Annotated in this window: 19 protein-coding genes; 12 read left to right on the plus strand and 7 right to left on the minus strand. The window is 59.3% G+C overall.

Annotation, left to right across the window (positions count from 1 at the left end):
• Position 1: 1 nt before the first annotated feature.
• The gene (arsJ, locus tag CFB02_RS16100) at positions 2-1,195 is read left to right on the plus strand and encodes an organoarsenical effux MFS transporter ArsJ (RefSeq protein ID WP_088558807.1); all 1,194 of its coding nucleotides are present in this window, start codon (positions 2-4) and stop codon (positions 1,193-1,195) included.
• A 7-nt stretch (positions 1,196-1,202) separates the two neighbouring features.
• Here the strand turns inward: arsJ and CFB02_RS16105 are convergent, their stop codons facing one another.
• Entirely contained in the window at positions 1,203-1,829 is a 627-nt protein-coding gene (locus CFB02_RS16105; protein ID WP_088558808.1) for a hypothetical protein, read from the minus strand.
• Between the two features lie 89 nt (positions 1,830-1,918).
• Between CFB02_RS16105 and CFB02_RS16110 the strand changes: the two genes are divergently transcribed.
• From CFB02_RS16110 to CFB02_RS16135, 6 genes are all read left to right on the plus strand, one after another.
• A complete protein-coding gene (locus tag CFB02_RS16110; RefSeq protein ID WP_088559279.1) occupies positions 1,919-2,527 on the plus strand; it encodes an ATP-binding cassette domain-containing protein in 609 nt (202 codons plus the stop codon).
• On the plus strand, positions 2,514-3,311 hold the full coding sequence (locus CFB02_RS16115; RefSeq protein WP_088558809.1) for an ABC transporter permease: 798 nt from the start codon (positions 2,514-2,516) through the stop codon (positions 3,309-3,311). Before CFB02_RS16110 ends, CFB02_RS16115 begins: the two co-directional genes overlap by 14 nt.
• Positions 3,308-4,492, plus strand: a complete 1,185-nt coding sequence (locus CFB02_RS16120) for an MFS transporter (protein WP_088558810.1) — start codon at positions 3,308-3,310, stop codon at positions 4,490-4,492. Before CFB02_RS16115 ends, CFB02_RS16120 begins: the two co-directional genes overlap by 4 nt.
• An 11-nt stretch (positions 4,493-4,503) precedes the next feature.
• Positions 4,504-5,622: a DUF3524 domain-containing protein gene (locus CFB02_RS16125; protein WP_088558811.1), complete on the plus strand. Its 1,119-nt coding sequence runs from the start codon at positions 4,504-4,506 to the stop codon at positions 5,620-5,622.
• A 110-nt stretch (positions 5,623-5,732) separates the two neighbouring features.
• Positions 5,733-9,326 carry a pyruvate:ferredoxin (flavodoxin) oxidoreductase gene (gene nifJ, locus CFB02_RS16130; protein WP_088558812.1) on the plus strand — a complete coding sequence of 1,198 codons (3,594 nt, stop codon included), beginning with the start codon at positions 5,733-5,735 and terminating at the stop codon, positions 9,324-9,326.
• Positions 9,319-10,311, plus strand: a complete 993-nt coding sequence (locus tag CFB02_RS16135) for a dihydroorotate dehydrogenase-like protein (RefSeq protein WP_088558813.1) — start codon at positions 9,319-9,321, stop codon at positions 10,309-10,311. The genes nifJ and CFB02_RS16135 overlap by 8 nt, the downstream gene beginning before the upstream one ends.
• A gap of 12 nt (positions 10,312-10,323) precedes the next feature.
• Here the strand turns inward: CFB02_RS16135 and CFB02_RS16140 are convergent, their stop codons facing one another.
• Entirely contained in the window at positions 10,324-10,728 is a 405-nt protein-coding gene (locus CFB02_RS16140) for an acyl-CoA thioesterase (protein ID WP_088558814.1), read from the minus strand.
• Between the two features lie 197 nt (positions 10,729-10,925).
• Here CFB02_RS16140 and CFB02_RS16145 point away from each other — a divergent pair, with 197 nt between their 5' ends.
• The 5 genes from CFB02_RS16145 to phoU all read left to right on the plus strand — a co-directional run bounded on the left by CFB02_RS16145 (position 10,926) and on the right by phoU (position 16,414).
• A complete protein-coding gene (locus CFB02_RS16145; RefSeq protein ID WP_227519258.1) occupies positions 10,926-11,966 on the plus strand; it encodes a substrate-binding domain-containing protein in 1,041 nt (346 codons plus the stop codon).
• Between the two features lie 137 nt (positions 11,967-12,103).
• Positions 12,104-13,492, plus strand: a complete 1,389-nt coding sequence (gene pstC, locus CFB02_RS16150; RefSeq protein WP_088558816.1) for a phosphate ABC transporter permease subunit PstC — start codon at positions 12,104-12,106, stop codon at positions 13,490-13,492.
• A complete protein-coding gene (pstA, locus tag CFB02_RS16155; protein WP_088558817.1) occupies positions 13,485-14,759 on the plus strand; it encodes a phosphate ABC transporter permease PstA in 1,275 nt (424 codons plus the stop codon). Before pstC ends, pstA begins: the two co-directional genes overlap by 8 nt.
• A gap of 11 nt (positions 14,760-14,770) precedes the next feature.
• Positions 14,771-15,658, plus strand: coding sequence for a phosphate ABC transporter ATP-binding protein PstB (gene pstB / locus CFB02_RS16160; RefSeq protein ID WP_088558818.1), 888 nt, complete (start codon positions 14,771-14,773; stop codon positions 15,656-15,658).
• 33 nt (positions 15,659-15,691) lie between these two features.
• On the plus strand, positions 15,692-16,414 hold the full coding sequence (phoU, locus tag CFB02_RS16165; protein WP_088558819.1) for a phosphate signaling complex protein PhoU: 723 nt from the start codon (positions 15,692-15,694) through the stop codon (positions 16,412-16,414).
• 337 nt (positions 16,415-16,751) lie between these two features.
• On the opposite strand, the gene CFB02_RS16170 is transcribed toward phoU, so the two are convergent.
• The 5 genes from CFB02_RS16170 to mnmH form a co-directional block, all read right to left on the minus strand.
• Complete coding sequence (locus tag CFB02_RS16170; RefSeq protein WP_088558820.1) at positions 16,752-17,117, minus strand: histidine triad nucleotide-binding protein; 366 nt, start codon at positions 17,115-17,117, stop codon at positions 16,752-16,754.
• Between the two features lie 41 nt (positions 17,118-17,158).
• Positions 17,159-18,454, minus strand: coding sequence for an FAD-dependent monooxygenase (locus tag CFB02_RS16175; protein WP_088558821.1), 1,296 nt, complete (start codon positions 18,452-18,454; stop codon positions 17,159-17,161).
• Positions 18,455-18,536: 82 nt separating this feature from the next.
• Entirely contained in the window at positions 18,537-19,094 is a 558-nt protein-coding gene (locus tag CFB02_RS16180; RefSeq protein WP_062785948.1) for an aminoacyl-tRNA deacylase, read from the minus strand.
• A gap of 170 nt (positions 19,095-19,264) precedes the next feature.
• The gene (locus CFB02_RS16185) at positions 19,265-20,098 is read right to left on the minus strand and encodes a mechanosensitive ion channel family protein (RefSeq protein WP_088558822.1); all 834 of its coding nucleotides are present in this window, start codon (positions 20,096-20,098) and stop codon (positions 19,265-19,267) included.
• A 141-nt stretch (positions 20,099-20,239) separates the two neighbouring features.
• Entirely contained in the window at positions 20,240-21,343 is a 1,104-nt protein-coding gene (mnmH, locus tag CFB02_RS16190; RefSeq protein WP_088558823.1) for a tRNA 2-selenouridine(34) synthase MnmH, read from the minus strand.
• Between the last annotated feature and the right edge of the window lie 88 nt (positions 21,344-21,431).

Consider the following 21,431-nt stretch of genomic DNA (forward strand, 5'->3'; position numbering starts at 1 on the left):
TATGACGGCGGCCATCCGACAGTACCTGGTAATCACCGGCAACTACTGGGCTTTCACCCTTACCGATGGCGCCCTGCGGATGCTGGTGGTACTGCATTTTCACCAGTTGGGCTACTCGCCCCTGGAAATCGCCCTGCTGTTCGTCTTTTACGAGTTCTTCGGGGTGGTCACCAATCTGGTGGGTGGTTACCTGGGCGCCCGTATGGGGCTGAACCGCACCATGAACATCGGGTTGTTCCTGCAGATTGTGGCGCTGGCCATGCTGGCAGTCCCGGCGGTGATGCTGACGGCGCCCTGGGTAATGGCGGCGCAGGCGCTCTCAGGCATTGCCAAGGATCTGAACAAGATGTCCGCCAAGAGCGGCATCAAGCTGCTGGTGCCGGATGAGCAGCAGGGCACCCTGTACAAGTGGGTGGCCATTCTGACAGGCTCCAAGAATACCCTCAAAGGTGTGGGCTTTTTCCTCGGTGGGGTCCTGCTGATGGCTGCCGGCTTCAAGGGTGCCGTGATTATCATGGCGGTGGCTTTGGGGCTGGTTTGGCTGGCCAGCCTGTTCATGCTGGGACAGGATCTGGGCAAGAGCAAGGCCAAGCCGAAGTTTAGCGAGATCCTCTCCAAAAGCCGGGCCATCAATGTCTTGTCGGCGGCCCGGATGTTTCTGTTCGGCGCCCGGGATGTCTGGTTTGTGGTGGCCTTGCCGGTTTACCTGCACACGGTCTTTGGCTGGGACTTCTGGAAAGTGGGCGGCTTTATGGCCAGCTGGATTATCGGCTACGGCTTTATTCAGACCATTGCCCCGCGCATCACCGGCAACATGGAAGGCAAGCAGCCTGCTGTGCTCTGGGCAGCAGCGCTGGCGCTGATTCCGGCAGCGATCGCCATCGGCCTGACAGCGGGCGGGTCACCCCAGTTCGTGATTGTTGGTGGCCTGCTGTTGTTTGGCGTGCTGTTTGCCGTCAACTCGTCGCTGCACAGCTATCTCATCGTTAGCTACGCCCGCGGTGACGGCGTGTCGCTGGATGTGGGTTTCTATTACATGTCCAATGCCGCCGGCCGGCTGCTGGGAACGATTCTGTCCGGGTGGGTCTACCAGGCCTGGGGGCTGGAGGCCTGCTTGTGGATATCGTCGGGTCTGGTGGCCATGGCCGCGTTGCTGTCGGTTTTGTTGCCTGAGCGGCGGCCAGTGACGGCCTGACCGGGCTTCAGAACCGAATGGCCAGCCCTGCGGCGGCTTCCACCTGCAGGTAGCCGCTGCTGTCGAATCTGAGTTCACATCCGCCGGAGCAAAACGCGGAGCCGCCCGAGTTCAGGGCTGTGTAAACGCCACGCAGATCAAGCCTCAGGCGCAGCTGTTCAGTCAGGAAAAACTGGTACCCGCCGCCAATGGACAGGGCGGCCCGGTGGTGGGTTTCATACCGTGAATCGTCCGGCTCTAGGCGGGTAACGCCGAACACACCAGAGACAAACCCGCCATGATTCTGGCCACCCGGAAAATACAGCCCGCCGAACTGGAGCTGGTAGATGGTCAGGTCGATGGAATCCAGGCCCGGTGCAAACAGACCATTGTCCAGTCGGGCCGAGGTGCTCTGCCGGCCGAAATAAATCTCTCCCTGTTTGCCGGGCTCTGCCAGATCAAAATTGAACACCAGTCCCTGGCTGGCGGAATCCCTGAAGTCGATCTGGTCTGAGGTGCTGGCGCCGGCGGTCTCGATATCCACCGAACTGCTCATGCGAAAACCGGCAAACGGTGCCAGACTGACCTCTGCTGCCAACGGCGGGGCAATCAGTGCAGCTGCCAGTGTGAAGATAATAAGAGATCGAAGCTTCATACATTCCTGGCCTGTGTGGCTGGTTGTTGGCAGGACACTGTGCAATGGTATATCCGTTATGAACATTGGCGAGCCCTGATGAGGCTATCTTGACAGATTTGGTGCTGGAAAATCTCTGTGTTGGCACTCTCAGTAACGTGTCTTTGACGGTACCTGGTGGACAGGTTGTCTGTCTGTCCGGTCCGTCCGGCAGTGGCAAGAGTCGGCTGCTGAGGGCCGTGGCGGACCTGGAACCCCATGGCGGCACCGTGTCTGTGGCTGATACGTGCCAGGAGGATTTGCCCGCCCACCAATGGCGTAGCCGGGTGGTGATGGTGCCGGCAGACAGCCAGTGGTGGTTTGATGAGGTTGGAGGTCACTTTCCGGATCATGTAAAAGCAGATTTGCCGTCAGCGCTGGGCTTCCCGCCCGAGGTTATGGAGTGGTCGGTAAGCCGGTTGTCGTCCGGTGAGCGGCAGCGGCTGGCGCTCTGGCGGGCCCTGGTGCTTGAGCCTGAGGCTCTCTTGCTGGACGAGCCCACCGCCAACCTCGACAACGACAGCACAGAAGCGATTGAAACCTGGTTGCTTGAGGAAATCCGGAGGCGGCAGATCGCAGTGCTCTGGGTCGCCCATGATGTTGGCCAGATTCATCGGGTGGCCGATGCCCATTACCGGATTCTTGGCACCAGTCTGGAGCGCGCAGATGGAAGTGATTGATCTGGCCTGGTGGAAGTTGGGGCTGGCGGCGCTGCTGGTGCTCGCCCTGGCTGGGACAGGGTATCTGGCCCGACTGGGCATTACCCGGAACCTGTTGATCGCTGCACTTCGAACGGTGATTCAGCTGGCGCTGATCGGGCTGGTTCTGGAGGCACTGTTTGCGTCGTCCGGGTTCTACTGGATCGCCCTGATGGCCCTGGTCATGCTTCTGGTTGCCGGCCGGGAGGTTGTGGCACGTCAGGGTCGAAGACTCCAGGGCTGGTGGGCGTTCGGTATCGGCACCGGATCGATGTTCGTATCGTCCTTCTCGGTGACGGTACTGGCGCTCTCGGTAGTGATCGGCCCAGACCCCTGGTACACCCCACAGTACGCCATCCCCCTTCTGGGCATGATGCTCGGAAACACCATGACAGGCGTCAGCCTGGCGCTGGATCGTTTGAACGAATCGGTCTGGCGGCAGCGGGCCGTCATCGAGAACCGCCTGATGCTGGGCCAGACCTGGCAGCAGGCGCTGGAGGATATCCGGAGGGACGCCATGCGCAGTGGTATGATGCCCTCCATTAACGCCATGGCCGCCGCCGGTATCGTCAGCCTGCCTGGCATGATGACCGGCCAGATTCTCGCAGGCAGCCCGCCGGCAGTGGCGGTGAAATACCAGATTCTGGTGATGCTGATCATCACCGTCGGCACCGGATTCGGTGCCCTGATGGCAGTTTCCTGGGGCGGGCGAAGACTGTTCGACGACCGGGAGCGCCTGCGACTGGACCGACTGGTGAAACAATGATCGACATGCTACGACGTTACCCCCTCCCTGTGATCGTTCTGGCCCAGCTTTTCGGCACCTCGCTCTGGTTCAGTATCAACGGTGTATGGTTGTCGCTGGCCGGCGAGCTGGGCCTGACCGAGAGTGATCTCGGGCGGCTGACATTGGCGGTGCAGGCCGGGTTTATCGCGGGCACCCTGACCATTGCTGTGACCGGCCTGGCCGACCGCTTTGGCGCGAGTCGGATCTTTGCGCTGTCGAGCCTGTTGGGGGCTCTGGTTAACGGTGGATTTGTTTTCGCTGCCGGTGCGCCGCCGCTCGATTTCCTCCTGCGCTTTGCCACCGGGCTGTGTCTGGCCGGGATCTATCCCCTGGGCATGAAAATGGTCATTGCCTGGACGCCAAAGTACGCCGGCGCCGCCCTTGCCTGGCTGGTGGGCATGCTGACACTGGGAACGGCGCTCCCACACCTGATGCGCGGAGCAACCCTGGGGATGCCCTGGGAGTGGCCGCTGATGGCGGCGTCCTGTCTTGCCGTGGCCGGAGGGCTGCTGGTGTTTCTGCTGGGTGACGGCCCGCACCTGCCTAAAAGCAGCGGGCGATTGCCCCTCAGCCAGGGGTTGGCGGCTCTGCGCATCCCGAGATTCCGGGCAGTGGCCGGTGGTTACTTCGGCCATATGTGGGAGCTCTACGCGTTCTGGACATTAACACCCCTGCTCATCGGCCGGGAGCTGCAGCGGATGGGGCAAAGTGACGCACTTATTCCCTGGTTGTCGTTTGCTGTCATTGGCATTGGTGCGGCAGGTTGCGTCGGTGGTGGCCGGCTTAGCCGAACACGGGGTAGTGAATGGGTGGCCCGGCGAGCCCTGATGGTGTCCGGGGCCTTCTGCCTGGTTTACCCCTGGCTGAACGGACTATCGCCGGCCTTGCTGATCGTTTTGCTCATTGTCTGGGGCATTGCTGTGGTTGCCGACTCACCTCAATTCTCGGCGCTGGCCTCGGCAACGGCACCGAGGGAGTCGGTAGGCTCCTCTTTGGCGGTGATGAATGCGGTCGGGTTTGGTCTGACGCTGCCTGCCATCTGGCTGACCAGTGGGCTCTGGGGCCAGTTGAATGTCTGGGTGGTTCTCCTGCTGTTCCCCGGTCCGGTGCTCGGGCTTTGGGCGCTCTCCCGGGCCCGGCCTGAGGTTCAGGCTGGTTAGTGAGACATCGTATGACGACCTCTGGAACCACGCCGAGAATACTCCTTCTGTCTGGCTACGATGCCGCCAGTCACAGGCGCTGGCGGGAGCAGTTAGGCGCCATGTTTCCGCGTTATGAATGGCAGAGTCTTGTTCTGCCGCCCAGGTTCTTCCGCTGGCGTATCCGTGGCAATCCACTGAGCTGGCTGAATGAGCCGCTCCTGCAGGAACACTGGGATCTGATCATTGCCACCTCCATGGTGGACCTGGCAACCCTCCGAGGGGTGCACCCGCGTCTTGCTCACACTCCCTGCCTGCTCTACATGCACGAAAACCAGTTCGCCTTTCCGGTATCCAGTGGCCAGAACAGCAGCGCCGATCCGCAGATGGTGAACCTCTATAGCGCGCTGTCGGCCGATTGTGTGGTATTCAACAGTGGCTGGAACCGGGACAGTTTTCTGGCCGGCGCCACCTCTTTCCTCCAGAAGCTGCCCGATGAAGTGCCCGAAGGACTGATCGAAACGCTGCGTGACAAGTCCCGCGTGATACCGGTGCCGATTGAGGACCGGTTGTTTGCTGGTCGCCGGCCACTTATGAACCGGGCCTGCCCCCATCTGCTCTGGAACCATCGTTGGGAATACGACAAGGGGCCTGACCGTCTGCTGAAGTTCCTGCAGGTGCTGGACCAGCGTTCGATGCCGTTCAGGTTGAGCGTGGTGGGTGAGCGATTTCGCAGCTATCCGAAGGCATTTGACCGGATCCGGGAACAGTTTGGTCCCTGCATCGAACACTGGGGGTTTCTCGAGAATCGTGAAGACTATGATCAGTTGCTGCGTCAGGCCGATATTGTGATCTCCACGGCACTGCACGATTTCCAGGGGCTGTCGATGCTCGAAGCCATGGCATCAGGTTGTGTACCGCTGGCGCCGAACCGGCTGGCCTATCCGGAATACGTACCGGAGCTGCATCGCTATGACAGCAACGAAGCGGACCCGGACCGAGAGGCCGAAGCCGCCGCTGATTGCCTGGAGCGACTGATCGACCAGCAGCCTCTGGTCTGTCGTCCGGACGGTTGGCGCGCATCGAAGCTGGCGGAAGACTACCGGTCTGTGTTTGACGAGCTGATCCAGGCCGGGCCAGTCAGGTCCTGATCCGGTTTCTTCCCCAAACCTGTCTCAGATCAAGCCCTCCCACTTGCGGTTGTCCCGCCCGATACTAGACTCAGAACTGTCTTTCGGCCTCACCACAAGGAGTCGTGGCCATGGAGTTTCATACCCTCGATGGCAATGAAGCGGTGTCTTCGGTGGCTTATCGCCTGAGCGAGACCATTGCCATCTATCCGATTACCCCTGCATCGGTCATGGGCGAGCATGCCGATGACTGGGCGGCCCTGGGCAAACCCAATCTCTGGGGGCAGGTGCCCAGTGTGGTGGAAATGCAGTCCGAGGCTGGTGCCGCCGGTGCCATGCACGGGGCATTGCAGGCCGGTTCACTGGTGACCACCTTTACCGCGTCCCAGGGGCTGCTGCTGATGCTGCCCAATCTGTACAAGATTGCCGGTGAGCTGTCGCCCTTCTGCATGCATATTGCTGCGCGCAGCATCGCCACCCATGCCTTGTCGATCTTCTGCGACCATTCCGATGTAATGAGTGCCCGCGGTACCGGATTTGCCCTGCTGGCTTCGGGATCGGTACAGGAGGCCCAGGATTTTGCGGCCATCGGCCACGCCGTCACCCTGGAAAGCCGGGTGCCGGTGATGCATTTCTTCGATGGTTTCCGTACCTCCCATGAGATTTCCAAGATCGCAGCGCTGAGTGATGAGGATTTGCAGGCGCTGGTATCTCACGAATGGGTGGAGGCACATCGTAGTCGCCGGATGACACCGGACCGGCCGGTGGTTCGTGGCACCTCCCAGAACCCGGACGCCTTCTTCCAGGCTAGGGAGGCCATCAACCCTTTCTATCAGGTGTTCCCGGAAAAGCTTGAAGCCGTGATGGACCGTTTCGCCGGTATTACCGGCCGCCAGTACCGGCTGTTCGACTATGTCGGCCACCCCGAGGCCGACCGGGTGGTTATCCTGATGGGCTCCGGGGCCGAATGCGCCCATGAAACGGTGGAGTGGCTGCTTGAGCAGGGTGAAAAGGTTGGGGTTCTCAAGGTGCGACTGTTCCGGCCCTTTGCCACGGACCGTTTTCTGGACGCTTTGCCGGATACTGTCGAGCATCTGGCGGTGCTGGACCGCACCAAGGAACCGGGAGCCCAGGGTGAGCCCTTGTTGCTGGAAGTCAGCGGTGCCCTGATGGAAGCCTATAGCCGAGGGGATCGGAAGGTGCTGCCCCGGGTGATCGGCGGCCGATATGGGCTGTCTTCCCGTGAGTTTACGCCGGCCATGGTCTGCGCCATTTTTGACGAACTGAAAGCGGCAGCACCGAAAACCCGCTTTACCGTTGGCGTGCGCGACGATGTCAGCCACCTCTCGCTGGAGGTGGATAGCGAACTGGATATTGAATCCCCGAAAACCCGCCGGGCGCTGTTCTTCGGTCTCGGCGCCGATGGCACCGTCAGCAGCAACAAGGCCAGCATCAAGATTCTGGGGGAGGGCACGGACCTGCTTGCCCAGGGCCATTTCGTCTACGACTCCAAGAAATCCGGCGCTACCACCGTCTCCCATCTGAGGTTCGGGCCGCTGCCCATCCGCTCCAGTTACCAGATCAACAGGGCCCAGTTCGTCGCCATTCACGCGCCCCAGTTTCTGGAGCGGTTTGATGTGCTCGAACACGCTGCCGAGGGTGCCTCGGTGCTCCTCAATGTGCCCTGGTCAAAGGACGAGGTCTGGGATCGGCTGTCGGTCGAGGTCCAGCGGGTATTGGTCGAGCGCAAGGCCCGGCTGTTCGTGATTGATGCCGCCGAGGTGGCGGAAAAGGCGGGTCTGGAGCGGCGGATCAACACCGTGATGCAGGTCTGTTTCTTCGCCCTGGCAGATATCCTGCCCCGGGAAGAGGCCATTGCCCATATCAAGGAATCCATTCGCAAAACCTGGGGCCGCCGCGGGCCGGAAGTGGTGCGCCGCAACGTGGAAGCGGTGGACTCGGCCCTGGACAACCTGCATGAGGTGCCCGTCCCGGACAAGGTAACGGCCACACGCACCCGACCGCCGAGGGTGCCCGCGAATGCACCGGACTTTGTGCAGAAAGTCACTCGCCTGTTATTGGAAGGGCAGGGGGACAAACTGCCGGTCAGCGCGTTCCCGCCGGACGGTACCTGGCCAACGGGAACCAGCCAGTACGAGAAGCGAACCATCGCCCTGGAAATTCCCATCTGGGAGTCCGACCTCTGCGTGCAGTGCAACTTCTGCGCGATGATTTGCCCGCACACCGCGATCACCAGCAAGGTGTTTGAGCCCGAGTCGGTCAAAGGGGCGCCGGAGGCGTTCGAGGTGGTGCCGGAAACCCAGACGTCTGAACTGGAAGGTCTGGATTACCGGATTCAGGTAGCGCCGGATGACTGCACCGGTTGTGGTTTGTGTGTCGAGGTCTGCCCGGCAAAGGACCGCACCCAGCCCAAACGCAAAGCCATCAATATGCAGCCGATCGAAGCGCACCGTGAGATAGAGGCAGAGAACCTGGCGTTCTTCCGGCAATTGCCGGATGTGCCCCGGGATCGTATCCCCCGGGACTTCAAATCCCTGCCGCTTCTGATTCCCCTGTTCGAATATTCCGGCGCCTGTGCCGGCTGCGGTGAAACACCCTACATCCGGCTGCTGACCCAGCTGGTGGGGGACCGGCTGCTGATCGCTAACGCCACCGGCTGTTCCTCGATCTATGGCGGCAATCTACCCACCACGCCTTACACAGTGAACGCCGACGGCCGTGGGCCTACCTGGAATAACTCGCTGTTTGAAGACGCGGCGGAACTGGGTCTGGGCATGCGTCTGGGGCTGGACAAGCTTGTCGGTCGGGCCGGGCATTTACTGGAAGGGTTCCGGGAAGAACTGCCTGACGCGCTCTACTCGGAGCTGACCAGCGCCTGCACCACCGTTGATGAATCGGCAATGGCATCAAGGCGCACAGCGATTGAGCAACTGCGGAACTGGCTGGCGGACAAGCAGACGCCAGAGGCCCGGGAGCTGGACAGCCTGGCCGATGAACTCTGCCCGAAGAGTGTCTGGGTAATAGGGGGCGACGGCTGGGCCTACGATATTGGTTATGGCGGTCTCGACCACGCTCTGGCCTCGGGGCAGAACCTGAAACTGCTGGTACTCGACACCGAAGTCTATTCCAACACCGGTGGCCAGCAATCCAAGGCTACACCCATGGGTGCGATTGCCAAGTTCGCCGCTGCCGGCAAGGCCACCCGGAAGAAGGATCTGGGCCTGCTGGCCATGAGTTATGGTCACGTCTACGTGGCCCAGATTGCCATGCAATCCCACAGCAACCACACCACCAAGGCCCTGCAGGAAGCCGAGAGCTTCGACGGCCCGGCACTGATCATCGCCCACAGCCCCTGCATTGCCCACGGTTACGACCTGGTGCACTCGCCCGCACAGCAGAAGCGGGCGGTAGACAGCTGGGCCTGGCCGCTGTACCGGTTTGATCCCCGGCGCATCCACGAAGGGCTGCCGCCCCTGCAGCTGGACTCCCTTCGCCAGAAAGTCACCATGAAAGCCTACATGCAGGAAGAGGCCCGGTTCCGGATGCTGGAGCTGCGGGATCCCCAACGCTACGAACAGCTGGTGGCGGCAGCTTCTGAGGCTGCAACTGAGCAGCGTGAGCTCTACAAGCAGCTGGCGGGGATCCACTTCGAGCCCCATGAAACTTCTGACGCTGACAACGAAAAGGGTGAACGTCATGACTGAATTGGCAACCCGTTGGCTGGGGTTGGAACTTCGCTCGCCCCTTGTGGTCGGCGCCAGCCCCCTGACCGATGACCTGGACGCGCTGAAGGCCTGTGTTGACGCTGGCGCCGGTGCCGTGGTCATGCATTCCCTCTTCGAGGAGCAGCTGGTGGAGGAGCAACTGGCGGCTCACCGGTTTATTGATTCGCGGATCAACATGGACGCCGAGGCCCGATCGTTTTTTCCCGAATCCGAACTCTTCGAGATGGGATCGGACAGCTACCTGCAGCGGTTGGAGCTGTTGCGACATTCACTGGGTGTGCCGGTGATTGCCTCGCTCAACGGTATTTCAGCGGGTGGTTGGACCCGGCATGCACGTGAGCTGGAGGCGGCGGGCGCCCATGCCATCGAACTGAATCTCTACGACCTGGCCTCGGATCCGGAGGAAACTGCGGAGGCCCTGGAACAGAGGCAACTCTCGGTTGTGAGGTCAGTGGCTGAGCAGGTGAGCATTCCGGTCAGCGTCAAGCTATCGCCTTTCTACTCGGCCTTGCCTGCGTTCGTCGCCGGTATCGAAGAGTCAGGGGCCCGGGGCGTGGTGTTGTTCAACCGGTTCTATCAGCCGGATATGGATCTGGATGAGCTGGAGTTAAGCCGGGAGGTGGTGCTTTCGACCAGTGCGGAGCTGCCGTTGCGGTTACACGCAGCCGCCATGTTGTATGGCCAGACAACACTGGAGATGGCGGTTTCGGGTGGGGTTCATAGTGGTGACGATGCGGCAAAAGCCATTCTTTCGGGCGCTGCCGCTGTGCAGGTGGTCTCGGCGGTGTTGTCGGAGGGTGCAGGCGCCCTGTCGAGGATTACCCGGGAAATGACGGCTCGGCTCTCCGGAATGGGATACCGCTCGCTGGCGGAAGCCCGGGGCGTTCTGTCAATGGCGAACGCCCCCAATGCCCGAACCTGGGAGCGTCTTAACTACGCCCGCCTTCTGCACGGTTGGAAGTAGAGCGGCGAAGGGTCAGAGAACCTGCTCCGGCACCTCGCGAATCCGACCGTGCTCATCAATGGCGACGTAGACGAACAGACCCTCGGTGACCTTACGTGGATTCTTGGCAGTGCGGTCAAGGGTCCACACTTCCACGCTGATTTTCATGGAACTGCGGCCGATATCGACGAGTTCGCAGTAGCAACCTACCTGAGATCCTACTCGCAACGGTGACAGGAACTCCATCCGATCCATGGCCACGGTGGCGTTGCGGCCCTGGGAAATCCGTCCGGCCATGGTGTTGGCGGCGAGATCCATCTGTTTTACCAGCCAGCCGGCGAAGACATCGCCATTGGCATTGGTGTCGGCAGGAAGCGGGATTATCTGCAGGGTGAGTTCGCCACGGGGCGTGGGTTTGTCATCATCTAACGCGGTCATAGTACTGCCTTCTTGCGAGCCTGGAATTGTTTTAACACGCATGGTAGCGGGCTGAAGCGCCGCTGCAAGCAAATTTGAACATTCCAGACTATATTTCAGAAACTGTAACAAAGTTGTCACAGAGTGCCTTTAGTCTGCATTCATCGGTAAAGCACATCCGACACAACGTCCAAACCGAATAATGGAGACTTGACGTGATGAAACTGAACAAAGCACTCGCGACTGTAGCACTGGCCGGCTCCGTAGCCGCCATGTCTGCACCTGCCATGGCCCGTGACACCATCAGCATCGTGGGTTCTTCCACTGTTTATCCGTTCGCCACGGTTGTTGCCGAGCGCTTCGGCACCAAGACCGACTTCAGCACCCCCAAGCTGGAATCCACCGGTTCAGGCGGCGGTCTCAAGCTTTTCTGCCAGGGCATCGGCACCCAGCACCCGGACATCACCAACGCGTCACGTCGCATGAAGACGTCCGAGTTCGAACTCTGCCAGAGCAACGGCGTTACAGATATCACCGAATTCCGTATCGGTTCTGACGGCATTGTGATCGCCAGCTCCAAAGAAGCTGAGAACCTCGAACTCACCCTGGAGCAGCTGTTCCTCGCCCTGGGTTCCAAAGTCCCTGTTAACGGCGAGTGGGTAGCCAACCCGAACAAAAACTGGAGTGACGTTGACTCCAGCCTGCCGAACAAGCCGATTCGTGTAATGGGTCCGCCCCCGACTTCCGGTACCCGTGATTCCTTCAACGAGTTGGCATTGGCCGCTGGGTGCGACCAGCTGCCCGAAGCCGCCAGCCTGGGCAAGGATGAGCACGCCTCAATCTGCGAAAGCGTTCGTGAGGACGGCGTCTTCATCGAAGCCGGTGAGAACGACAACCTGATCGTTCAGAAGCTGATCGGCGATGCAGGCATGTACGGCGTATTCGGCTACAGCTTTATGGAGGAGAACTCCGACCGTCTGCAGGCCGCTACTTTGAATGGCAAGACACCGACCGCTGAAGCGATTGCCGCCGATGACTACCCGGTTGCCCGTTCGCTGTTCTTCTACGTGAAGAAGGCACACGTTGGTGTGGTTCCCGGCATCCAGGAATACGTTAGCGAGTTTACCAGCAACGCTGCCATGGGCCAGAACGGCTACCTGAAAGATGTTGGTCTGATCGTGCCGCCCCGGGCTGCCCTGATGGATCTGATGGACAAGGCAGAGAACATGCCGAACCTGACCCTGGACGAGCTCAAGTAACACCGTCGTCTGGTCAAGAATGGAGGTGCGGGTCTCAATGGAGGCCCGCACCTTTTGCACGTTAGGACGATCCGGTGCCAGTGCAGAGCTGAACCTGTAAACTGTGCGCCAATCTGAAGTCGAATACAGGAATTTTCATGCAACCGGCTAATCTTTTATTACTGACTCTGGTGCTGGCGATCGTGGCCTATTGGCTTGGTTACGCTCGTTCCCGGTCGTTGGCGATGCCGCTGGGTGGGATCCGTCACCTCAAATCCCTTCCTTTCTACTACGGAGCCCGAGCGGCATTCTGGAGTGGCATTCCAGCCCTCTTGGTGCTTGGCCTATGGGCAGCGTTTCAGGGCAAAGTCATACAGCTGATTGTTATTGGTGGTCTGCCGGACGGCATGATTCCGGCAACCGACGGTGAAGCAAGCTTGCTGTTGAGCAAAATCAGCAATGTGGCCAGTGGAGCCCTGCCTCCAGGTTTCGTTGAAGCCCCGATAGCCGAGGCTGCGGAGCGTTTGCAATCGCTGCGTGCGCAGAGTCGGTTCCTCATGTCTGGTCTGGTTATCTCGGTTGCCGTGCTTGCCGGTTTTCTCGGGTGGTTGAGAATCCGGCCGCGGTTGAATGCCCGTGTCCAAGTGGAGTCCATTCTCAAATGGGTATTTTTCGCTTGCGCGGCCCTGGCTATATTGACCACTGTTGGAATCATTTTCTCGGTGGCGTTCGAGACATTTCGTTTCTTTGGCAAGGTACCCTTCACCGAATTTATCTTTGGTAGTCATTGGAGTCCCCAGACCGCTCTGAGGGCCGATCAGGTGGCTTCTCAGGGCGCCTTCGGGATGATTCCCCTGTTTACAGGTACCCTTCTGATTTCTGCCATTGCCATGGTTGTAGCTGTGCCGGTGGGCTTGCTGTCGGCCATTTACCTGTCGGAATACGCGGGTAGAAAGGTGCGCGGTGTAGTCAAGCCGTTGCTGGAAATGCTGGCGGGTATTCCCACCGTGGTTTACGGCTTCTTCGCCGCGCTTACGGTGGCGCCGTTCATCAGCGATCTGGCCGCCTCCATGGGTATCGAGGCATCAAGCCAGAGTGCCCTGGCTGCCGGTGCCGTTATGGGCATCATGATCATTCCGTTTGTGTCTTCCTTGTCGGATGACGTGATCAATGCCGTACCCCAGGCCATGCGCGATGGTTCTCTGGCGCTCGGAGCCACCCAGTCCGAGACCATGAAGAAGGTGATTTTCCCGGCTGCACTGCCCGGCATCATGGGCGGTATTCTGCTGGCGGTCTCCCGGGCCATTGGTGAAACCATGATCGTGGTCATGGCTGCAGGGCTGGCGGCCAACCTGACGGCCAACCCGCTGGAAACCGTTACCACCGTGACCGTGCAAATCGTGACCCTGCTCACCGGTGACCAGGAATTCGACAGCGCCAAGACGCTGGCCGCCTTCGCATTGGGCGCCATGCTCTTCCTGGCAACCCTGTTGCTTAACGTCATTGCACTGAAAATCGTACGCAAATATCGGGAACAGTATGACTGATCAACGTTCACAGGCGGAGATTGTCCGCCAGTCGCTCAAGCGCCGCTACCGTAAGGAACGCCGTTTCCGCGCTTACGGGATCATGGCCATTGCCATCGCCCTCGGTGCCCTGTTAATCCTGTTCACCGATATCATCGGCAAGGGTTATACCGGCTTCGTGAAGACCACCATCACCATGGATGTGCAGCTGGATGGTGAAATGATGTACCTGGATGATCCCACGGACGAGCGTCAGATCAAGATGGCCGATTTTGTCGAGCCTCTGGTTCAGGCGCTGATCAAGGAAATTCCCGGAGCGACAGAGGATGACCGAGATCAGGTACGTGGACTGATTAACCCTTATGCGTCGGTCACGCTTCGTGATGCATTGAGAGCCAATCCCGAGTGGTTGGGCACGTCGCAGCCCATGACGTTCCTGAGTCACACCAACGTTGATGTCTATGTAAAGCACGCGGGTGATGACGCCTACTCGATCAAGTTGAATGACCAGCAGAGAGCGTGGGTTGACGAACTGCAGGAGCGGGGTGTCATCGAGACGTCTTTCAACGATGTGTTTTTCAGTGGCGGCGATTCCCGTGATCCGTCCAAGGCGGGTATTCTCGGGGCGATTGTCGGTTCGCTGCTGACCATGTTCGTCACCCTGATACTGTCGTTCCCGATCGGTGTTGCTGCGGCCATCTATCTGGAAGAATTTGCGCCCCAGAACAAGTTCACCGATTTCATCGAGGTGAATATCAACAACCTGGCGGCGGTGCCATCCATCATTTTTGGTCTGCTTGGCCTCGCAGTGTTTATCAACCTGTTTGGAATGCCGCGTTCGGTTCCGGTGGTTGGTGGTCTGGTTCTGACATTGATGACGCTGCCGACCATCATCATTTCCAGTCGCGCCGCGATCAAAAGCGTACCGCCCTCGATCCGGGAGGCTGCTGAAGGTATCGGCGCCTCCAAGATGCAGGTGGTTCTGCATCATGTGCTGCCGTTGGCTATGCCGGGCATGCTCACCGGTTCGATCATCGGTATGGCCCAGGCGTTGGGCGAAACCGCACCGCTGCTGTTGATCGGCATGGTGGCATTCATTGTGGATGTTCCGGAAGGCTTCCTCGATTCGGCTACGGTGCTTCCAGTGCAGGTCTTCCTGTGGGCGGGCAGCCCGGAGCTGGCCTTTATTGAGCGAGCGTCGGCAGCCATTATGGTGCTGCTGGCCTTCCTGATCAGTATGAACGCATTGGCCATCTGGATGCGCAAACGTCTCGAGCGCCGGTGGTAAGGAGAATCAAGATGAATAGTGTGAATACAACCATTGCCAGTGAAGTTACCCAACCGGATGAGGTCGCCGTGCCAGTTCAGGAATCAAAGCCCGCTGAAACCATCATTGAAGAGGGCAAAACCGTCGGTAAGCCGTTCTCGGACGACCCGAAGTTCAAGCTTCGTGATGTCGAAGTGTTCTACGGCGATGCCCCCGCGATCAAGAAGATCAGCCTCGATATTGGCCGTAACGAAGTCATTGCCTTTATCGGCCCATCCGGTTGCGGCAAATCCACCTTCCTGCGCTGCCTGAATCGCATGAACGACAGCATCGATATCTGTCGTGTGAAGGGTTCTCTGCAACTGGACGACCACGATATTTACGACCCCAAGCGGGATGTGGTCGAACTGCGGGCCAGGGTCGGTATGGTATTCCAGAAGCCGAACCCCTTTCCCAAGTCCATCTATGACAACGTGGCATACGGCCCCCGGATTCACGGCCTGGCCAACCGCAAGTCGGATCTGGACGAGATTGTGGAAAACAGCCTGCGCAAGGCCGGCCTCTGGGAAGAGGTAAAGGATCGCCTGGACGCCAACGCAACCGGCATGTCCGGTGGCCAGCAACAGCGCCTGTGTATTGCCCGTGCAATTGCCGTGAGCCCGGAAGTGGTGCTGATGGACGAGCCCTGCTCGGCCCTGGACCCTATTGCGACCGCGAAAGTGGAAGAGCTGATTGCCGAACTGTCCGAAAGCTACACGATCGTTATCGTGACCCACTCGATGCAGCAGGCGGCCCGGGTTTCGCACCGCACGGCCTACTTCCACCTGGGACACCTGGTGGAAGTAAACGAGACCAACAAGGTATTCACCTCGCCGGAACATGAACTGACCGAGTCCTACATCACCGGCCGTTTCGGCTGATTCCGGACCTGAGGAATTTTGGAGAAGAACAGTATGCCTACGAAGAAGGACGAAGTTTACGGGGATCACATCTCCCACAAGTTCAATAACGAACTGATGGAACTCAAGACCGAGTTCCTGAAAATGGGTGGCATGGTGGAATCCCAGGTCGAGAACGCCATTCAGGCACTGGTGGATGGCGATGGTCATCTGGCGGACGAAATCCGTGCCAACGACAAGAAAGTTGACCGGATGGAAGTGGAAATCGACGAGGAGGCCACCCTGATCATCGCCCGTCGCCAGCCGACGGCCCGGGATCTGCGTCTGGTGATCTCGGTCATCAAGATGGTGGCCGACCTTGAGCGGGTTGGCGACGAGGCCAAGAAAATCGCCAAGCTTGCGATCAAGCTGCAGGAAGAAGGCCAGGCCCCGCGGGGCTATGTGGAAGTACGCCACATTGGCACCCACGTGCTGAGCATGCTTCACGATGCCCTGGATGCCTTTGCCCGGCTGGATTCCGAGCAGGCGTTGCGGATCATGAAGGAAGACAAGCGCGTCGATGAGGAATATCAGGCAGCGGCTCGGACCCTGCTGACGTTCATGATGGAAGATACCCGTAACATTTCACGGTGCATGTCGGTGATGTGGGTGCTCCGTGCCCTGGAGCGGGTGGGTGACCACGCATGTAACATTGCCGAGAACGTGATCTTCATGGTCAAAGGCGAGGACGTTCGTCATACGCCGGTGGAAGAGGCTGAGAAGGTGGTCGGCCGCTGATTCTTTGGCTTGGGAGGAGGGCCGCCGTGTGGTGCGGCTTTCCGAGACACGCTCGAGCCGTCCATGGTCGCTTGGCTTTCGCCATCCATGGCGAAAGACAGTCCCGGAAAGCCGCACCACATGCCGTCCGATCAGAGCTGGGAGTCAGCCTGGTCCCTCAACAAAACAGATAATTGGGCGCCTACGAGCGATAGCTCCCAGGTTTGAGCAAGTGGGCCGGTAATGCTGTTTGGGACTATCTTTCGCCAGGGATGGCGAAAGCTAAGCGCGCATGGATGCCTTGAGCGTGTCCCAAACAGCATTACCGGACCGCTTGCCGGCACCCAAGCCTAAAAAATCAGGCCTGCTTCATCTTGTCGGTATAAGGCGGCCAGCCCAGCGGCTTGCCGGCAAGAACGTGCAAGTGGATGTGGAACACCGTCTGCCCTGAATTTTCCCCGCAGTTCATGACAACCCGGTAGCCGTCGTCGGAAAAGCCCTTCTCCTTGGCAATTTTCGCAGCCACCAGATACAGATGCCCTACCAGTTCCCGATCATCTTCGGTGATGTCGTTAATGGTGGCGATGGCCTTTTTCGGGATGACCAGGAAATGAACCGGCGCCTGAGGGTTGATGTCGCTGAAGGCGAGAGCGATGTCGTCTTCGTAGAGTATGTCGGCGGGGATTTCCCGGTTGATGATCTTGGTGAAAATCGTCTCTGACATGGTGGCTCCTTTTCGCGTGTCCTTGGGATTGTTGTTTGGTTTCAAAGCTGACTAAGGCCGGGAATCCGGGACGTTATCTGCCTGACCACGGCTGGCAGTTCCTCGTCGATGCCCATGGCGTAGCGGGCAACCCGGTTGCGGGCGAAGGGCAGGGCGTGGGCGGCGCCGAGGCCGAGGTTGCGTAGCAGGTGGACGGGTGGAATCCGGTTGCTGAACAGATGGTAGAACAGATCCATGGTCAGCATCATTCTGCGGTTCGCCGGCCGGCGCTGTTGTTCGTAGAGGTTCAGCCACTTCGGATTTGCCAGATCATCTCCAGCGCGCTTGGCTTCTTTCAGAGCCGACTGTAACGCCTGCGCATCCTGGAAGCCCAGGTTTACGCCCTGTCCGGCCAGCGGGTTGATGGTGTGGGCCGAGTCGCCAGCCAGGACGACCCGTCCGGAGTGGTACTGTTTTGCGTGTTGGCGCGCGATGGGAAACGAGGCCTTGCTGTCGATGTGCGTCAGCAAAGGCAGGCTTGCGGGAAACGACGACTGAATCTCGTTCATCAGGGTGCTGTCGTCCAGGCTTTTCAGGCGAGCGAGTTCGTCGGGCGAATCGTACCAGACCAGGGAGCCCCAGCTTTCGCCGGGATGTTCCGGACCGGCACTGTGCAATGGCAGAAAGGCTCGGGGACCCGAGGGGTGAAAGCCCTGCCAGGTAATGTTCTCAACCGGCCCCTGATAGCGTACCGAAATGACCATTGCCTGCTGGTCATACTGGTTACGGGTTATGCCGATGCCGGCCAGGTCCCGGATTCGGGATTGGGCACCATCGCAACCGACTACCAGGCTTGCTAGTAGCTCGCGGCCGTCATCCAGGGTGATCGTGGCGGTTTCACCGGACTGCGCCAGTGAGGCGACACCTTGACCGTGGAACAGGGATACCTGGGGGCAGGCCTCGGCGGTTTGCCAGAGCGCCTGTTGGGTCACGGAGTTTTCGACGATGTGTCCCAAGTGGTGGGCGCCCAGCTCGGTGGCGTCGAATTGGACCTCAGCCAGTTTTCGGGGCACCAGGTTCTGCAGTGGATAGCGGGTTTCATCCCATACGGCCAGTCGCTTATAGGGCGTCGCGCGCATTCCGAGGATGTGGTCCCAGGCGCCCAGGCTCTGAAGATAGCGCTCACTGCCGGCGCTCAGGGCAGAAACCCGGATGTCCGGGGCGCTTTCCGGGTCAAAGTCGGGGGGCGGAGCCCGGTCGACGAGGGCAACGCGGAAGCCATTCTGGCCGAGGCCAGTGGCGAGAGCAGCGCCGACCATGCCGGCACCAACTACGACAATATCAAAGACTTGAGTCATATCGGTTTCCTGTCTGATGCCCTCAGTTTACGCGATGACGGCAGCCAGACAAGAGACCGGGATCAAGCCGGAATGAAAACCCTCAATAGCCTGCCATACCTGACACCCGCGGCTCGGCAGCGTCGTCAGGCCTGCGACGGTTCTTGATCAGCCAGGCGGGCTTCTGTGCACCCGGTTTGTTGAATCCCTGGTTCAGGACCATGGGTTGCACGAGGGTCAGGAAATCCGAGGTTTTCATATGTACCGATTCGCTGTGGCTGCCTGCGGCGAACGCCAGCTCGGGCTGCTCGGTCAGCGCTTCGGCGCAATAGACGGTCATTCCGAACAGGTTGCCAAAGGGGGGCATGGCGCCTACCTCGCAATCCGGGAAGCGGTCCTGGAATTCCTGTTCGTCAGCGAGGTCAAGAAAGTCGGTGTCGAGGATGCGGGATAATCTGTCCCAGCGGATTCGCCAGGTGGCCGGCATCACCAGCATTGCCATTTTGCCATCCAGTTCGATGATCACCGTTTTGACGACACGGTCGCCGGCAATCTTGACGTGGTGGGCGAGTTCCTGGGCGGTAAATGCAGGAGGGTGGGAGAGGCACATGTATTCCACACCTGCCTCATCGAGGAATTCCTTCAACTGCTGTACCGGCATAGTGACAACCTCCTACCAGCAATGACAGCGTTCCGGAGCCTGTGTTGATCTAATTGCCTGGCCCCGATGGCCTGGCGGGGTTGGTCAACCCCGCCATTAATGGTCAGCTTAGTCGAGGTTACGCAGTTTGCGAGTAACCGGATGTATCAATGAGAAACCGATCGCGAATCTCAGTCGGTTTTAATCATATGAACATCGCGCTGGGGGAACGGAATGCTGATGCCCTCGGCGTCGAATGCTTTCTTCACTTTCTCGTGCATGTCCCAGTAGAAGGGCCAGAGATCACCTGATTTGGTCCAGGCCCGAACGGTCAGATCGACGGAGCTTTCGCCCAGGGCACCAACAACGATCAGCGGCTCGGGGTCTTTCAGTGCGCGCTCGTCTTCCTCAATGAGGCGCTTGCAGACGGCCTTGGCCTTGTCGATGTCATCCCCGTAGCCGATGCCGAAGCTCATGTCGCAGCGACGGGTTTCATAGGCGCTCAGGTTGGTCAGGCTGGCGTTGGCCAGTTGACCATTCGGGATCACAATCCTGCGGTTGTCGAAGGTGTCGACAATGGTGTACAGGATCGAGATTTCGCGGACGGAGCCGAGGTAGCCCTGGGCATCAATCGTGTCACCAACCTTGAACGGTTTGAAGATCAGGATCAGCACGCCGCCGGCGAAGTTGGACAGACTGCCCTGCAGCGCAAGGCCAACGGCCAGACCCGCAGCACCAACAATAGCGATGAAGGATGTTGTGGCAATGCCTATCATGGAGGCGACTGAAATCAGCAGCAGGATCTTGAGGATGACGCTGAGAAGGCCGCAGAGAAACTTGTTCAGGGTGGGGTCTTTTTTCCCAAGCTTGTTGTCGAGTACGTTAACAAACCGGTTTATCAGCCACATGCCCACAATCAGTGTGACAATGGCTAGCACCACCTTTGGTGCGTAAGTCATGACCAGGGCGATGGCCTGATCCATGAGTGCTGATGCGTCGCCTTCGGCGCCAAACAGGTCTTCCATAAAGAACTCCTTGTTCCTTGGTATTTTTCGTAAGGGTGAGGTTAACAGACAAATTCCTGCAACAACCTGATTCGTCTAGCTCTTTATATAGCAGACAAATCTGTCGGCGGTATATCGTTGGTTGAATCTTCGGCCAGAAGCCTAAGTAGCCGAACTCTCACTGGCCCAGTCCAAAATGGTTCGGGGGCCTCCGCGGACAAGTATCCGCCCCTCTTTTCGGCTGAGTTGATAGTCGTACATGGGGTCGTAGTAGTCCTGAAGCAGTGCCTGAATCCAGGCATGGTGGGCCTCGGTCTGGCCGCTGCTTTCCTGCTGCGCGAGGGCCTCTTCCATCAGGTTGCGAAGCTGCCTGTGTCGCTCCCCGCCCAGGCGTTTACGAATGCGGTCAATGGCGCTCAACAGGTAGTCCCGAAAATTCAGCCAGCCCGCCTCTGACCCATCGCGGTTTACATAATCTGCGAACATGCCGTCAACGTAGTCTTCCCGGATAATGGCAATGCGTTCTTCCAGCGGTTGCTCGAGAATCAGCAGAGGCGACTCGGCCATGCGATCCTTGAGCGATTCGGGGAGGGCGCAACGCCCCACCAGACGGCTCTCATCTTCGAGGTAGATTGGGCCGCCGTTGTGATGATGAGCCTTGAGCATGGCCACGGCCAGCCTGTTCTCGAAATCAATCTGGGAAGGTTGCGGTGTTACCTGTCGACCGAAACTGGAGCCCCGGTGGTTGGCAAGGCCTTCAAGATCCACCGGATTCGGCAGCTGTTGCAGAACCCGTGTTTTGCCAGTTCCGGTGCGCCCGCTGAGAATGCGGAACTCGCCGGATTCGATCTGCGCTTCCAGGCTGTCGATCAGGAATCGGCGCAATGCCTTGTAGCCGCCTTTGACCAGCGGGTAGTCAATGCCGGCCTCCAGGATCCACTGCTGGGTGAGACGGGAGCGGAGGCCTCCCCTAAAACAGAACAGGTAGCCGTCCGGGTGGCGGGCGACAAAACGTTTCCAGGCTTCAATGCGCTGGGCCTTGATGTCACCGGACACCAGCTGGTGCCCTAGCTCAATCGCCTTGTCCTGACCTTTCTCCTTGTAACAGATACCAACCCGATGGCGCTCCTCATCGCTCATCAGGGGCGCGTTTTCGGTATTCGGAAAGCTGCCACGGCTGAACTCTACCGGTGCCCGGACGTCCATCAGCGGCACATCGTTCAGGAACAGGGAAAGGTAGTCGTCGGTGTCGGGTCTGCTTGCCATTTCAGCGGTAAACCAGTTGTCAGATGGAGGCGGCAGTATAGCGGAAATGGGGTTTTTCTGCTTGTCGCCGCCTGTTTCCCGGACTGGT

The sequence above is a fragment of the Marinobacter sp. es.042 genome, from assembly GCF_900188315.1.
Taxonomy (GTDB): Bacteria; Pseudomonadota; Gammaproteobacteria; order Pseudomonadales; family Oleiphilaceae; genus Marinobacter.